Consider the following 15,193-nt stretch of genomic DNA (forward strand, 5'->3'; position numbering starts at 1 on the left):
GGGGAGAGGGGGCGGGGTGAGGCCAAAAATTTTCTTTCCCTCCCCTATGGAAATTTTCCCCTCCCATCATCCCATTTACAAGGCGCCCCATTTTAAACCAAATTCATCAAGATTAAACTTTACCGTTATGAGCCCCGAAGCTATTCAACGGAGCGCCCTCCTTGACATTCTATTTGAGCACCGCAACAAATCTTATGGTGCCTACGAACTCAGAACAGCCTATTCCAGGAGACTAACCAAAGGCATCGCCATCGCCATGCTCGTTCCATTTTTATTGTACGCAGCCATCAGGTTTCAGCCCGACAACGAACAGGCATTATCGCACTTATTGGAAGAAGATGTTGTAAGACTTATAGATATTGAGCAACCTACCCCGCCAGAACCACCACAACCTGAAGTGCGTACCTCTCCTACCACCACAGCAGCGATCCAATATACAGTTCCGGAAATTGTTGAAGATAACCAGCTCCTCAATACGCCACCTAAAATAGACGATCTTCAAAACAAAGTGATCGCCGATTTCACCAGAGACGGAGATGATTATATCGGTATCATGGAGCCACCGCCTGCCGAAAAGATAGGCCCGGAGTACACGCCTGAAAAGCCCGTTGCAAAAGCAGCCGCGGAGGAAAAGATATTTTCAGTCTCCGAAAAAATGCCGGAGTTTCCAGGTGGGAAATCTGCACTGCAAAGGTTTCTTTCACGCAACATGCGCTCTCCGAATGAAATGGAGCCCGGACAAAAAGTAAAACTGGTCATCCGGTTTGTGGTAGATGAAAACGGGAATGTTGGAAGCTTTGTCTTCACAGAAAGTGGAGAACCGGTTTATCAGAATGAGATACTGCGGGTAATGAAGAAGATGCCGAAATGGATTCCGGGAGAACAGAACGGCGCCAAGGTGCGTGTGTATTTTCACATTCCGGTGGTGTTTGCCACTGAAGAAGAATAATTGCCGTTAACCCTTGCCTGGAAAGGAGTTGAGTTTAAATTTCACGCGATTGCTTTGTGCCTCGCAACGACGCAATGGAGCAAGGACGCAAGGCATTGTTTGTGTTTAGGGCGGTTAATTATTTCAGGGCGATTATTTATTTCTTTCATCGGCGCGGCACATCAACAGCTCTTGGCGTCCTTGCTCCTTTGCGTCTTCGCGTGAAACTCCGCTAATCTCAAGCATTCAACTTCCTTAGTACGAAATCTCCATTATCCTCTATCACAAATTCAGTAACCGCCCCGTTATCGAACCAGAGCCTCCTGTAATGGTGCAGCGGCATCCCCAGTTGCTGCGCGAGAAAAAAGCGGTTCACTGCATTGTGCGCGGCCACAAGAAAAGTGCCTTTCTTTTTTTCTTCAAACAAATCCCTGAAAAAGGAGGATACCCTGTTGGCTGCGGCTTCCATGGTTTCACCAGTATTCCCCGCCTTTATACCTGCTTCGCCACTCATCCATCGGTTCCACAAAACGGGATCGGCGGCTATGAATTCTTCTTTGGTACGCAGTTCCCAATCACCGAAATCAAGTTCGATCAGCCGTTGATCAGTGATCACTTCTTTTCCGGTCACGATTTCGGCGGTGATGCGCGCGCGTTGAAGGGAAGAGGCATACACACCATCAAAGGCGATGTGCTTTAGTTTCTCCCGGGAAGCAGCGGCCTGCTCTATTCCTTTTGCTGTAAGCGGCGCATCCGTTCTGCCACAATAGCGGTTATTGTCTGCGTTCCAGGGTGTTTCACCGTGTCTTAATAAGAATACCTGTATCATAATTCAATCTGAAGGGCCGAAGGTAATACAATCCCTAATCATGCAAAGGAAACCCATCATTGTATAACAACGCTGGCGTGGGGTGGAAGTATTTTTGCATAGTAAACATCAGTATATGAAATACACATACAACATCAGCGGAATAGCCTGTGGCGGCTGTATAAAAAATGTAACGGACGCCTTACATTCAGTGCCCGGAATTCAGGTAGAGAAAGTTCAGAAAGAAGCGCCGCAGGCGATCTTCAACGCCGATGCGCCCATCAGTGAAGCCACGGTGCAATCCGCACTTTCGGCGCGGGGAAAATACACCATTGTGCACAGTGAAAAAACGGAAGCATGAAACAGTTTGCATTTACATTGATCCTCGCTGCCTTCACCACATGCGCCATGGCGCAGCACGAACACCATCATTCAGCGGAACACAAAGACTCCATACCGGAACACAAAATAGAAGACCATGGCCCGGTAATGAGCCACGCATTCAGTAAAAACCTGCCCATGCAGCGCAACGGCTCCGGAACAGCATGGCTCCCGGATGCCGCTCCCATGTATGGGTACATGCTCCACAGCAAAAAATGGATGTATATGGTGCATGGCAACGTGTTCCTCCGCTACAACAACCAGGACATCGCGCGGAAAGGAACCCGCGGTGCCAGCCAGTTCGACGCACCCAACTGGGTGATGGGGATGGGACAACGCGCCATTGGAAAGAACGGATTGTTCCGCTTCAGCGCCATGCTGTCCATCGACCGGCTTACATTGGGCGGAGACGGTTATCCCTTACTTTTCCAATCCGGCGAAACATGGCAGGGACAACCCCTTACCGACCGCCAGCACCCGCACGACCTTTTTGCGGAACTGTCTGTTGGTTATACGCATGCACTCAGTAAAAAAACGGATGTATTTGTTTACTTCGGTTATCCCGGCGAACCCGCCATCGGAGGAACAGCTTTCATGCACCGCCCCTCTTCCCTCTATAATCCCGACGCACCGCTGGGACACCATTGGCAGGATGCCACCCACATTACTTTCGGGACCACCACACTGGGTGTTAGGCACGGAAAATTCAAGCTGGAAGGGTCCTTGTTCACCGGAAGAGAGCCCGATGAAAACCGGTATGATTTTGACCAACCCCGATTCGACTCCTGGGCAGGAAGGATCAGTTTCAACCCTGGAAAAGAATGGTCCTTACAAGTTTCCAAAGCATACATCAAAAGTCCGGAGTCACTTGAGCCAGGAAAAAACATCCACCGCACCAGCGCGTCCATTATCCATGCGAAACAACTTCCTGGAGGCAACTTATTGAACAGCGCACTCGTATGGGGTTACAACTACCAGGACGCGCAGCACAAGGAGCATGCGGTATTGGCTGAATCGGCTTACGCTTTCGGGAAGAACGCAGTTTATGGAAAATATGAATTTGTGCAGAAAAGTACGCATGAGCTGAGTTTGGATGAAGCTGTTTACGGACACGATGCCATCTTCAACATCAATGCGCTTACATTGGGATTAAACAGGCGCTTACTTACGCTCGGCAAAACAGACTTCTCCATAGGCACACAGGCCACTTTTTATGGCGCGGGTAAAAAACTTGAGCCTGTTTACGGAAAAAACCCATGGTCGTACCAGGTGTTTTTCAGGATCAATCCCGGCAGGATGATGTAACCTTATCGCAACCAAAGCGGCCCCACTTCCGCTGGAGAAAGCAGCATAAATTTAGCGCCGGATCTTTCACTCAATACCAAGGACAGCCAATCAGCACCCGTGACTGATAGATCCGGCACATATTTTTCAGCTAAAGAAGTATCCCCGGAAACAATGGACTCCAGCTTAGCGCTGCCCATCTTCCATCGTTTTGCTTTCACCAGTAAAAAACCTTCGGGCAGCATGGCTTTAGCATACCCCTGAACTAAGTTATCTGCGCAATCCAGTTCAGACGGATGTTCCTTTTCTTCATACAACACACCGCTAACACCCTTTTCGTTTACAAAAATATTCTCCAGGATACTGACCCCTTCCGGCGCAGCCGTGGCTTCCTTTCTGGTATGCGCACCTACCCGGATACAGGGCGCATCACAATCCACGAAGATATTACTGCGCAACACCGCGTTTTTCACCTGAAAATACCCGTTCAAAACACTGTTTTCCACGCCGTTTACAAACGTTACAGGAGCGCGAAAAACCTGGTGCGGCGCACCGTGTAAATCTTTGAAGAAATTATTCACCGCAACATGGTCCTCTCCTATAAACCGTATGCCGTAAGAAAGTTTCTTTTGCCCGCCGTCAAAATAGTTTCCATCTGCCAGACAGGCATTCCCGTGCCGGAGGGTTAGTCCGCCATCGTTGTTGAAAAATGTATTGTACAGGTAACTGTTCCGGCAACTTTTATTGGAGATGATCTCTATTTCGCCATCGCAATCTTCAAACCTGTTCAGCGCCACCACGCAATGCGCAGCGGTGAATGAGGCTTCACTATCCCCGATGCGGATGGTTTCAAGCCCGTTATCGTGATGACCTGCATTTCCTCTTCCTAAAAAATAATTCCCGGCAATGGTATGGTATGCCGGTTCACCCTGATTCAACCATACAGTAACGGTTGCGCCCCGGTTGGTCTTGTTTTTCAACAAGCAATTTTCAAGTGTGTTGTGATCACCGTATAAAGAGACCCATTTGTTTTCCGTTTCCGCTGCCGGCAAACTGTTGTAAGCGTCGATCACACAATTGCTAACGGTGGAATAAAACGCATATTCCTTCCCGTTTTTGAATGCCACCACCGAAGCGTTTGACGGAGAAGCGGATCCGTTCCTCCAGGTAAAATCTTTCACCAGCAGATACCTGCCCGAAAGACTAAGTGTGGAACCTCCTTCAAAAAAAACTTCTCCCGGTGTTTCAGCGGCAAATACAATGGGCTGTGTAGCTGTCCCCTTGGTGTTGTGCAGTTTAATAATAGCGTTTTTATACACGCCGTTACGGAGAAAAACACGGTCACCAGCAATCGCATTGTTAAAGATCACCTGCGCCTCCTGCGGAGAAGAAGCCAGGTAATCTTTTGCGGAAAGCACGCAGGGAAGGAAAAGCAATAGTATTAAGCTGAATATACGCATGGCAAAGCTTCCATCCGGCCTTCTATCAGAGCAGCGGCGGGGTGGTAAAACATTATGAAAAATAGGTTCCGCCGTTGATGTCAATATTTGTACCCGTAATGAACGAGCTCTCCTCTCCCGCGAGGTATGCCACCAGGTCGGCCACTTCTTCTGCCTTGCCTTCCCTGCGCAACGGTGTTGCACCAGCAACATTTGTGCGCACCTGCGGGTTGGTAAAGGTATCGTGAAAAGTAGTGGCGATCATTCCCGGGTCCACCGCGTTTACACGGATACCCTTCGGCCCTAATTCTTTCGCCATCGCACGGGTAAAAGTCGCCACGGCGCCTTTCGCGGTAGCGTAAGCCGAAGCGCCGAATCCGCCGCCATCACGACCGGCCTGTGAAGAAAAGTTGATGATGGCACCGCCTTCGGGCATATAAGGCACCACTCCTTTTGTGGTCATAAATACTGATTTTACATTCAAACTCATGACGAAGTCCCAAAATTCTTCGTCCATATCGGTAATCAGTTTCCGGGCCACCAACCCACCGGCTACGTTCACCAGAATATGAATACTTGTCCCAAATGCGGACCGGGTTTGCTCAACCAGTTGCTCCACGTCACGCACATTGCTCATATCACCTTTTACAGCGATGGCGGCTCCGCCAGCCGACTGAATTGCCTTTACCGTTTCCTCCGCACCTGCGGCGCTGCTCAGGTAATTCACCACCACCTTCGCGCCTTCAGCGGCCAGTTTCAGGGAAACGGCCCTGCCAATGTCTCTTGCGCCACCGGTTACAATGGCCACTTTTCCTTTCAGTTTCATCTGTTTGTTTTTTGGGTTTGAAACAGCAGACACTTTTTACACGCCTTACTGTTGCTTGAAAATAGCTTTATAAACTTTTATTTCGTTTACTGATATACGTGATACACAACCATGCTACGGGCACCATCAGGGCACCCATCACAAAAAAGGAGGTATAGCTGGTACGGGTAATCACGGGCACGATCCAGGTGGTCACAAGTGTACCCAGAACCGCGGCCGTTCCGCCCATTCCGGCTACCGCGCCTACATTTTTCCCATCGAAATAATCAGAGGGCAGTGTCTGGAGGTTATTGATCAGGAACTGGAACCCGAACAAAGTTGCGCTGATCAATGCGATTGCCGCGGAAGGATTACTCCGCATTTCTTCCATATTTACGGCGATGCCCACGAGGGAAAACAACATGATCACAGCTCCTATGGTGATGGCGGCTTTCCTGGCCTTTGCAGCGGGAACGCCTTTTCTGATCCTGCGCGATGAATAGAAGCCGCCCATCAAACCACCAATGGCGGCAAACAGATAGGGTACCCAGGCAAACGCACCGATCTGTTTCATATCGAACTGGTATTGTTCTTTCAGAAACGTGGGCAACCAGGTCACGAACAACCACCAGACCGGATCAATAAAGAACCGGGCCGAAATTATACCCCAGCAATCGCGGTTCGCCAGAAGCTCCTTCAGGGATAAAACACGAACCGGATGGGTGTTATCCGCAACTGCTTCACCGTTATTTTCTCCTTTACCTGATATATACTGCCGCTCCTCCGGTGTGATCCAGGGATGTTTATCGGGTGTGGATTTATTGATAAGCAACCAAGGGATGATCCATACAAAACCAAGTATGGCGATGAGCAGAAAGGTGGTTTTCCAGCCAAAGGCAATGAACAGGCCGGCAATTACCGGTGCTGCCACCACTGAACCAAGAGAGGCGCCTGCACCGAAAATACCCTGCGCAATCGCCCTTTCTTTGGGCGGAAACCATTCCGCGTTGCTTTTGGTGGCGCCGGGCCAGTTGCCCGCCTCGCTGATACCGAGGAGGAACCGGAATATATTGAACTGCATGATGGAACGGGCCGCGGCATGCAGCGCGATGGAGAGGCTCCAGCCGATGATGCTCACGGTCATACCAAGCCGCGTACCAATGGCATCCATCATTTTACCCGTTACCGTTTGCCCGATGGCATAAGCGATCATAAAAAAGGTGGTGATCAGGGCGAGCGCGTTCTTACTGTCTGCTTCAGCTATGCCAAAATCCTTGTAGATATAAGGCCACATGAAGTTAATGGCACCTCTGTCAATGTAATTGATCACGGTCGCTAATCCGATCAGGGTGATGATGTACCACCGCAGTCCTTTTACTTTTCTCTCCTGCTTTAGTTCCATGTGCAAATGATTCGTTTACTTGGCGATCCTCAGTGCTTTGATAAAGGCCATGATCTTTTTATTGAGTGCGGAATTTTCTTCAGCGGGAAATTTTCCATGCTGCCCGTTTTTCACGGTAACGAACTCCGTTTTTACACCGGCTTCCACCAGTTTTTTATGCAGATCAACCGACTGCTGATAAGGCACAACAGGATCGGCATCGCCGTGCACGATGAATACCGGCGGACTGTTTTTGCTGACATAATTAATGGGTGAAACCGACGTGGCGAACTGCTGATCGGCGGCTTTATCGCCTAACCAACGACCCGCTGATTTGCTGGAAACCGGGCCATGGCCCCAGTCCCATACATCAGTGATCCCGTACTTATCAATGATGGCGGCTACCTTAATATCCTCCTTTCCCGGGCAATTCCCATCAAAACGACGGTCGTTACCCAACAATCCGGCCATCAAAGCAAGGTGACCACCCGCACTTCCGCCCATCACCACTATTTTATTTACATCAATATTCAGCGCTTTAGCGTTCTTTATGAGGTAGATGAGGGCGCAACGCGCATCTTCCACCGCTGCCGGAGCCGTGGCTTCCGGTGTGAGCCGGTAGGAAATATTCGCTACGGCAAAACCCATTTTAAAGAATGTACTGAAACCCGTCTGCGACTGGCGTTCCCCATGGTTCCAGCCACCTCCGTGGATATTGATCACCACCGGCGAAGCGCCATTGGCTGCGGGAGGAAGATAGATATCCATCGCTTTCTCCCAGCCGCTTCCATTTGTATATACGACCTCCATTTTTGAGGTATATCCATCAGGAAGCGCCACAGGTTTGTATTTGGCAGAATCCTGGGCCGAAAGCGTCCCACAAAAAAGCAGTACGGAAAACAGGGCAACAAGGGTACTTTGTTTCATATAGCAAGTGTTTATTGGTTATAAAAAATCTTCCCGGTGCGGGGTGAATACATCGATGAGCATACCAGGTTCCAGGCACACGCAGCCGTGCACCACATTTGGCGCAACGTAATAGCCATCTCCTTTTTTGATGATCTTTTTTTCTTCGCCGATGGTCATTTCAAAAGCGCCGCTGTCCACATAAGTAACCTGCACATGCGGATGACTGTGGAGCGCACCAATGGCGCCTCTTTCAAACTTCGCTTTCACCAGCATAATCTTTTCATCGTAGCCATATACCTGTCGTTGAATGCCATTTCCGAGGTCATGCCACGGAATCTCCTTTTCTACCTGAAATGCTGCGCTTTGTAACATGATTTCTATTTTATTGAAATGAAAGATGTTTTGTTGTTGTACTGAATGGTTACCGTGTATTTTTCTTTTTTGTAGAAGAAGGAAAACACGGTCTCCTCCGGTGTTTTTTTCTCCACAGCAATTTTGGAAACACCTGGTTTTGCCCCAGTGATAGATTCGGCCACCGGATTCGTTTTGCCATGTGGTTCCGTGAGCTGGATGAACAGTTGGTTACCGATGCCTTTCTTTGAAATGATGAATCCCTTTTCGTTCCGGATGTTAAAATCCGGATCATTCGCGCCTGCAGTAACGAGTTTTACTGTAGTAGCCGTATCAGAGAGAAAACTGGTGGTATAGAATTTCTTATCCTGCAGAAAGGTGAACACACCGTTTGCCGCACCGGGTTTACCGGTAGCGTTCAACCAGATGTGCTGATAGCCATGATCCTTCCCCAAAGGATGTAACGCATTGGTATGGGTATTTAACGGGAAGGAAGTATAGGTAACATGCCCCTGGTACCAGAACGGCAGGTCGTAGGAATGTGTGCCGGAGGCATTCGCCAGGAACACATCTATCACCAGCGGTCCCGCTGCGCCTTCCGGGGTAAAAAGCACGAGTGTGCGGGTCATTTCCACCCCTTTGTACGCGTTTTTTTCCCGGGCACTCACGACCTGAAAACGCTCATTCGCTTCAAAGAACAACAACTCCGGCGCGGCCGCTTCGGCTTTTTTCAGTTTCCCTTCAAAATGAGATGTTTCGTCCACCACCAATGTATTGTGCGCGATGGATTGCTTCGCCCACGTATTGTTTTCGGTGGTGTACCTGCCGCCGCTTTTGGTTTCTATATTGAGGAACCGGGCTGCGCCATAGTCGCTGAATACTTCTGTATTGTTATCGTACAACAACATGTTCAGCCGGTCGAAATGCCCATGCCCCATTCCCTGCGAGGCGGCTTCAAACACCACACAGGTCTGGTCCTGTTGTTTGCCGGACCTTAAAATACCGAGTCCGCCTTCCGTACCTTGGGCCCCGTCGCTGATCCATACGGGCCGGTATTCGAAGGGTACCGTTTTTCCTTCCGCGATGGCCTTCGCCACCTCTAAACCGGCATCACTGATGAGCACGCGTCCCTGTTGGGCAGCGATGTCCAGCAGATGGTCACCCGCATTCATATCGGCGTAGGCAATATCCACGGCATACACCAGCTCTTCCGTTTCATAAGTTTTATCTTTCATGGCATCGTTCAGCGGAAAGAATACTTTGTTGGTGTAGGTACATTGCAGCGATACATCTACCGCTTTCTTCAGCAACCCGTTCCGGTAATCGAATATTTTCTGACCGGGACGGTATTGGTGGATGGCTTTGGCGAAAAGCACAAAGGGCAACAAGGCGTAACGCTGGTAATAGGGACCTTCGGAATAATAGCCATCCGGTGAAAAGAGCTGATCCAGTTGCGCGAGGAAACCGGCTTTCCCATCTTTAGAGCTTCCTTTCAGCGCCATTTCCACCCATTCGGAGCGATTGCATACCAAACCCGCCATGCCCACTGCAGCCACGCTCCAGGTGCCGTGGTTGTGTATCTTGTTAAAGATTGCGCCGTTCACTACGGCAAGTTCATTCACCACGGGTTCGAACAAATCTGTTTCAATCTTTTTACGTTCTTCTTTCGATAGAAAATCATAGACACAATCGTACCCCTGGATGGTATAGACCATCCACACGCAATCGTTCAGATTTTGCCAGAACATCTTTCCACCGGGATCTTCCTTCCGCTTGGGATGACGGGGCCATTGATTATAAACCGCGGCGTATTGCAACAACACATCGCGTACATACTGCGCGTATTTTTTCTCTCCCGAAACCTGGTAAACGATACCACAGGCCAGCATGTCCTGGTAATTGCGTTTGTGCTGTTCATGCGTGGCACCACCGCCATCATCCACAGGAGCCGAAACCATGGGCTGACGGGCTACAGCTTTTTCAGCCGACTTCAAGATCGTTTTATAGGAAGAAGCCATTACAGGATAACGTTCTATTCCTTTGCGTAATTCACCAATCTTCTTTTTGGTCAACATGATGGAAGGGTGTTCCTGTGCGAAAACTACCATATTTACGAGGGTAAAAACACCCAGCCAGATTATTTTCTTCATCATACATCCTTTTTTAAAACACCGGTTTTTCATTCCAATACAATGCCGCCCCTATGGGTTCGCCTCCTGCAGAAGACAATTCAGCCGCATTTTTCAGCCTGAAATCCGCTGCTGAGGCGTTCCTGAACATGGGCTCGACATAGTATGATTTGGTCGTATTCAACCTGCCGAAAAAAGCGCTCAGTTTCCCGCTCCGGAAGAAACCGCAATGGTCCACCTTCAGCTTATCCCACGCCATTTCCTCGAACCAGATCGTCCTGCCGCCCGAACCACTTTGTGTAAAAATGGAATTGGTCACCTGCGCCTGCTGCACACCATGCAGTTTCACCACACAACCCTGCATCCGGTTATCGACATTCAGAAAAGTACAATGATCGATCTGCACTTCAGGACCAGTGGTACTCTCATCGTTGCCACCCCGGTACACATTGATTACCGTGCTCTGCATGTTCTGAAATACACAGTTCCTTACGGCGAGGTAAGCAATGTTGTAAATACCTTTATCCTCTTTTTCAGCGGAGAAATCTATGCTCCCGCCCGCGTTATTGTAGAAAAGACAATTTTGTATGGTAACCGAATCAGCATAGGTGGATTTCCATCCCCTGACAGCGGCAGCGCCCCACTCGTTGAACCCGGTAAAACCACACTCATCCAGTTTCAGTTTATAGGGCCGGTTCATGGGACGATCGCCTGTTGAGATGCCTGCAGAAACGGCCCCAAAGTTGGCTTCGGAGGCATTAAATATGATTCCTGCAACAGTAAGGTCAACACCATTGTCCAATAGGATGAACGCCGGCAGAGCCTTTGCATTCACATTTACCAGCACCGCTTTCTCCCCAGGTGTTTTAACCCGCAGCGTAAGTGTTTTATTCACCAGCAAAGGTGATTCTATGGCATACTTTCCCGCCTCCAGTTCAATAATATCTCCATCGGTCGCTTTAGCCACAATAGCGGGAAGATTAAGGCTTTCCGCTGCGCGCACAAAGTGAACGACAGGTTTCCTGACATTTTTTACCGTTGGAACACGCCAGGATACGCCTGCATGCTTTTCATCCATCCAGCTTCTACGCTGCATGGACGCACCGTTTTTTACTACAGGAAGTGTGAGTTTTTTCCCGGCATAAACAACTGTTGAAAACACCGGTTTTTTCGGTTGAAAACCATTTAAAGTATTCCTTACCTGCTCACCCATGAAACTATTGTTTCTGAAAAGAATACCACCATCTCTATTGGCATCTTCATACACCACTTCATGGGTAGTTTGAATAAAATTATCGGTGAATGCAACACGTTCGGGCGCCTGTGTTCTTTCCGGATCCTTTCCGGCCCCGAACATGATCTCTTTGCAACCTGAAAATGTGTTGTGGTGGATCTTTACATCCGTTACCGGCGCGTACCTGTTGAGCGGAGAATTGGGTACACCGTTCAAGACGCTGAACGCAGCGTGAAAGCGCTCCCCTGCAAGGTCCAGGAAAAGATTATCGTAAATAAGATGCCCCGCGTTGATCACACGCACACCGCCCGTGAAGGGCTTCCCGTTCCCGATAAAGGTATTTCCCGCTACTGTATTTTCATTACCGTGCCGCAGCACCAGCCCGCCTTCACATTCAAAAAAAACATTCCCGGTAATTTCATTTTTACTACTCTTGATGGAAACGATTTCCACTTCTCCGCTGCACCTGGCAAATAAGTTATCCTTTATGCGTGTACGCGACTCCGTGAGACAATACCTTGAAACCCCCACCCTGATGGTTTCTCCACCGTTTGACCCCAGCGGTGAGCGGCCCATAAAATGATTGCTGTCGATGCTGTGCCGGTTGTCCTGGCTCCGTTCATCGTTCAGGTTCACGATAAGTGTGGCCCCGCCATTGAACTTATCGCCGATGGAGCAATGGTCCATCCTGTTGTTCTTTCCCCAGAAAATGATCCAGCTGTCGTTATCCGACCGGTCGGGTTTACTGAAATCATCTATGGTGGTCTGGGTGAGCCTGCAATATTTCGCGAGCTTTTCATCGTTCACCCTGAATTCCACTACGGCGCCTTTTTTAGCGTATCCGTTGGTAAAATGCAATCCGGACACTTCAATGTGCGCACCGCCGAAGCGGAGGAAGGAATTACCGGTGAGCCGAACACCTCCCGGCGTTGCAGCCTTTACCACCAGTGGCTTGCCCGCCGCGCCGGATGTTTCCAGCACCAGCGGGGTATTTTTCCATTCGCCATTGGCCAGCACAATCGTGTCGCCGGGTTGTGCTTTTTTCAGCGCGGCTTTCAGTTCGGGCAGGTTTTGAACAGGCCAGGAAAGTGCAAGGGTTAACCTGGCGGCAGCCATACAAATGAGCAGGATCAAAAAATGTTTCAGCATACTTCTATTTGTTGAGCAGCGATTCACTGCGGCTGATGCGCAAAATGTCATCGAGGTGCGCGGCCATAGCCAGTGCGGCAGCGTTTTCATCCTTATCGGCAATAGCCGTCAGTATTTCATGGTGTTCTTTCACGGCTGTAATGGAACGATCGGGACCGCACACCTTCTTCTCAATAATGTTCCGGATCAGATCGGGCAACAACAGCAGCAGCATCGACTCAAAGAAGGAGTTCTTGGTGGCGCTGGCTATTTTGAGGTGAATGAACATGTCTTCCTGCACCCCGTCCAGGTTGTGCTTCATTTTGAGGTCGTAATCTGCCACGGCCGACTGCAACACTTTCAAATCCTCATCCGTTCTGCGCTGGGCGGCCAAACGGGCGGCGTTGATCTCCATATAATAGCGCGCTTCCACCATGGCCGCGAAATCATCTTTATTGAAATCAATGATATCGCTGAGGATACCATCCAATACTTTGATGCTGTAGCCTGAAACATAGGTTCCGCTTTGCGGCGATGTTTTCAGCAGGCCGTAGAATTCCAGTTTCCGGATGGCGTCGCGCACATAGCCTCTTCCCACGCAAAACCTTTCGGCCAGCACACGTTCCGCCGGTAGCCTGTCGCCGGGTTTCAACTGTCCGCTGGCAATGAGTTGCCGCAACTGGTGAATTATTTTATCCACCGGACTTTCCACTTCTATCGCTTTGATTCTTTGAATAATGGTTGACGATTCCATATATTTTGTGTTTATGCTGATCAGTTTGCAAAAGAACAATTTCTTCCTAACGTTCCTTCAAAATATCGAGTACCACGCTGGATCGGCCCTGGTTGGGCGAAGTATACATATCCGTATCCTTCACGTGTACCAGTATGTTTTTCCCTTCAGGCGTTTTCATCCATACCAGGTAAGCATTGTCCGGGTGAAAAACATTCGACGCGGGCGTACTCACATTGTCGTATTTGGCCGTATTGGCGCTGGGCGCACTCACGCCGGAGAAGAAATCGTTCCCCAGGCTTTCGATACCTCCCGCATTGTACTTCGTATAGATGTTACTGCCATTGGAAACGGAGGTCTGCAGCATCACACGCATCCGCACATCGCGTACCGTAGCCGGCGTCCAGCCAGTGGCGCCGCCGTTGCAACGATAATTACCACGGATACTCCCGGTATTGTTGGGATTATAAAAGGTAATAGCCGGCGCCGTGGTGGTATAGGCAACAAAATCAATCTTATCATCGTAAGTGGTATTGCCATTTACGTCACAACTTCCGATGACGGGCCTGTTCACCTCACCGATAAAGAAGCTGCTGGAGGACGTTAACGGCGGATCGGCATTGGGCAACCCCTGCGCCATCATCGTCACGTTTTTCCAATGGTAATACGGCAGTATTTGCACCGGATTGTTGGCGGAACTGTTACTGTTATTGGCATCCATTGCTTCTATCCGGCATTCCGTAACATCGTCGGCAAAAGGAAAATCAGCAAGAGAGAACGTGTAATTGTATTCGTTGGGCGCTGAACCGGTAAGCGCATACGACACATCCCCCACCAGGGTTTCTCCGGAAGTTTTTACCACATAAGCTTTCAGCGCCACCAGTTCCCCGAAAGTCTTTACGGTACCGGAAACAATGGGTGTGCCATGCGGCAGGGCGGCCTTCAGGACCGGGTTCGAGAACGTAAGTACAGGGCGGAACGGAATACCCACGAACTGGATCAGCTTTTCCGACACCAAACCATATATATCTGTGGCGTGTACCCGCATTTGCCCTGCGCCTTCCTTATAGGTATACGGGTAATTGATGGTGTAATCTTTCGCACCGTTCACGGCGATGCTATCGATCAGCTCCATATTACCGGTGCTGTTGTCGGAGAAATACAGTTTCTGAATGCCGGTTTCAGAACTTAGTTTTCCGGTTATGGCCGTGGGTCCGGTTAAAGAAGGCGTAACCGTTTCGGGCAGTTCCGAAAACTGCGGTGCAGCCGGATTAAAATAAGTGACGGAGATGAATTTTTCGATGGAAGTGGTATTGTCCCTCACGAACAACACTTTCAGCCCTTTCACATTTTCGAATTTCACGCCGTTCCATACGGCAGGATCAAGGGAGAACGTGTAGTTGTTTCCAGAACCATCTTCCACGAAATCGGTTTGCAGGAGCGAATCGGTGGTATTGTTGCGTTGGAGGTAATAATAAACGGTGCGGATATTGAAGTTGGCCGCTACCGTTCCTTCCACTGTAGCCTCCGGCTGAAATCCTTTAATGGCTTCGTTATATATATATTCTGCTGTTTCCAGCGTGCCGTCGGCCATGAACTGGTCCTTCTTTTTGCAGGCCGCCAGTATAAGCAGGAAGGCGGCGAACAGTATACTATTTTTATGGATGGCTCGCATAATGAGAT

Annotated in this window: 13 protein-coding genes; 3 read left to right on the forward strand and 10 right to left on the reverse strand. The window is 49.5% G+C overall.

What is annotated here, in order from left to right; genetic code table 11:
- Window positions 1-127: 127 nt before the first annotated feature.
- A complete protein-coding gene (locus M4J38_RS02550) occupies window positions 128-949 on the forward strand; it encodes an energy transducer TonB (protein ID WP_251757956.1) in 822 nt (273 codons plus the stop codon).
- A gap of 217 nt (window positions 950-1,166) precedes the next feature.
- On the opposite strand, the gene M4J38_RS02555 is transcribed toward M4J38_RS02550, so the two are convergent.
- Window positions 1,167-1,757, reverse strand: coding sequence for a histidine phosphatase family protein (locus M4J38_RS02555; RefSeq protein ID WP_251757957.1), 591 nt, complete (start codon window positions 1,755-1,757; stop codon window positions 1,167-1,169).
- A 115-nt stretch (window positions 1,758-1,872) separates the two neighbouring features.
- Here M4J38_RS02555 and M4J38_RS02560 point away from each other — a divergent pair, with 115 nt between their 5' ends.
- On the forward strand, window positions 1,873-2,097 hold the full coding sequence (locus M4J38_RS02560; RefSeq protein WP_251757958.1) for a heavy-metal-associated domain-containing protein: 225 nt from the start codon (window positions 1,873-1,875) through the stop codon (window positions 2,095-2,097).
- Window positions 2,094-3,422, forward strand: a complete 1,329-nt coding sequence (locus tag M4J38_RS02565; RefSeq protein WP_251757959.1) for a hypothetical protein — start codon at window positions 2,094-2,096, stop codon at window positions 3,420-3,422. Before M4J38_RS02560 ends, M4J38_RS02565 begins: the two co-directional genes overlap by 4 nt.
- Before the next feature lie 2 nt (window positions 3,423-3,424).
- Here M4J38_RS02565 and M4J38_RS02570 read toward each other — a convergent pair whose 3' ends face one another.
- The 9 genes from M4J38_RS02570 to M4J38_RS02610 all read right to left on the reverse strand — a co-directional run bounded on the left by M4J38_RS02570 (window position 3,425) and on the right by M4J38_RS02610 (window position 15,185).
- Window positions 3,425-4,861 (reverse strand): polysaccharide lyase 6 family protein, encoded by a 1,437-nt coding sequence (locus tag M4J38_RS02570; protein ID WP_251757960.1) that lies wholly within the window; start codon window positions 4,859-4,861, stop codon window positions 3,425-3,427.
- Window positions 4,862-4,913: 52 nt separating this feature from the next.
- Window positions 4,914-5,666: an SDR family NAD(P)-dependent oxidoreductase gene (locus M4J38_RS02575; RefSeq protein ID WP_251757961.1), complete on the reverse strand. Its 753-nt coding sequence runs from the start codon at window positions 5,664-5,666 to the stop codon at window positions 4,914-4,916.
- A gap of 67 nt (window positions 5,667-5,733) precedes the next feature.
- Window positions 5,734-7,047: an MFS transporter gene (locus M4J38_RS02580; protein ID WP_251757962.1), complete on the reverse strand. Its 1,314-nt coding sequence runs from the start codon at window positions 7,045-7,047 to the stop codon at window positions 5,734-5,736.
- Window positions 7,048-7,062: 15 nt separating this feature from the next.
- A complete protein-coding gene (locus M4J38_RS02585; RefSeq protein ID WP_251757963.1) occupies window positions 7,063-7,953 on the reverse strand; it encodes an alpha/beta hydrolase in 891 nt (296 codons plus the stop codon).
- A gap of 18 nt (window positions 7,954-7,971) precedes the next feature.
- Entirely contained in the window at window positions 7,972-8,307 is a 336-nt protein-coding gene (locus tag M4J38_RS02590) for a cupin domain-containing protein (RefSeq protein WP_251757964.1), read from the reverse strand.
- A gap of 5 nt (window positions 8,308-8,312) precedes the next feature.
- Window positions 8,313-10,439 carry an alginate lyase family protein gene (locus M4J38_RS02595; RefSeq protein ID WP_251757965.1) on the reverse strand — a complete coding sequence of 709 codons (2,127 nt, stop codon included), beginning with the start codon at window positions 10,437-10,439 and terminating at the stop codon, window positions 8,313-8,315.
- Between the two features lie 10 nt (window positions 10,440-10,449).
- On the reverse strand, window positions 10,450-12,798 hold the full coding sequence (locus M4J38_RS02600; protein WP_251757966.1) for a polysaccharide lyase 6 family protein: 2,349 nt from the start codon (window positions 12,796-12,798) through the stop codon (window positions 10,450-10,452).
- Between the two features lie 4 nt (window positions 12,799-12,802).
- Window positions 12,803-13,531 (reverse strand): FadR/GntR family transcriptional regulator, encoded by a 729-nt coding sequence (locus M4J38_RS02605; RefSeq protein ID WP_251757967.1) that lies wholly within the window; start codon window positions 13,529-13,531, stop codon window positions 12,803-12,805.
- A 46-nt stretch (window positions 13,532-13,577) separates the two neighbouring features.
- A complete protein-coding gene (locus M4J38_RS02610) occupies window positions 13,578-15,185 on the reverse strand; it encodes a hypothetical protein (RefSeq protein WP_251757968.1) in 1,608 nt (535 codons plus the stop codon).
- Window positions 15,186-15,193: the final 8 nt, after the last annotated feature.

The sequence above is a fragment of the Parasegetibacter sp. NRK P23 genome, from assembly GCF_023721715.1.
In the GTDB taxonomy this organism is placed as follows: domain Bacteria; phylum Bacteroidota; class Bacteroidia; order Chitinophagales; family Chitinophagaceae; genus Parasegetibacter.

Coding starts and splice junctions, on each gene's coding strand:
- M4J38_RS02550 (WP_251757956.1), top strand. CDS start 128: ATGAGCCCCGAAGCTATTCAACGGAGCGCCCTCCTTGACATTCTATTT.
- M4J38_RS02555 (WP_251757957.1), bottom strand. CDS start 1,757: ATGATACAGGTATTCTTATTAAGACACGGTGAAACACCCTGGAACGCA.
- M4J38_RS02560 (WP_251757958.1), top strand. CDS start 1,873: ATGAAATACACATACAACATCAGCGGAATAGCCTGTGGCGGCTGTATA.
- M4J38_RS02565 (WP_251757959.1), top strand. CDS start 2,094: ATGAAACAGTTTGCATTTACATTGATCCTCGCTGCCTTCACCACATGC.
- M4J38_RS02570 (WP_251757960.1), bottom strand. CDS start 4,861: ATGCGTATATTCAGCTTAATACTATTGCTTTTCCTTCCCTGCGTGCTT.
- M4J38_RS02575 (WP_251757961.1), bottom strand. CDS start 5,666: ATGAAACTGAAAGGAAAAGTGGCCATTGTAACCGGTGGCGCAAGAGAC.
- M4J38_RS02580 (WP_251757962.1), bottom strand. CDS start 7,047: ATGGAACTAAAGCAGGAGAGAAAAGTAAAAGGACTGCGGTGGTACATC.
- M4J38_RS02585 (WP_251757963.1), bottom strand. CDS start 7,953: ATGAAACAAAGTACCCTTGTTGCCCTGTTTTCCGTACTGCTTTTTTGT.
- M4J38_RS02590 (WP_251757964.1), bottom strand. CDS start 8,307: ATGTTACAAAGCGCAGCATTTCAGGTAGAAAAGGAGATTCCGTGGCAT.
- M4J38_RS02595 (WP_251757965.1), bottom strand. CDS start 10,439: ATGATGAAGAAAATAATCTGGCTGGGTGTTTTTACCCTCGTAAATATG.
- M4J38_RS02600 (WP_251757966.1), bottom strand. CDS start 12,798: ATGCTGAAACATTTTTTGATCCTGCTCATTTGTATGGCTGCCGCCAGG.
- M4J38_RS02605 (WP_251757967.1), bottom strand. CDS start 13,531: ATGGAATCGTCAACCATTATTCAAAGAATCAAAGCGATAGAAGTGGAA.
- M4J38_RS02610 (WP_251757968.1), bottom strand. CDS start 15,185: ATGCGAGCCATCCATAAAAATAGTATACTGTTCGCCGCCTTCCTGCTT.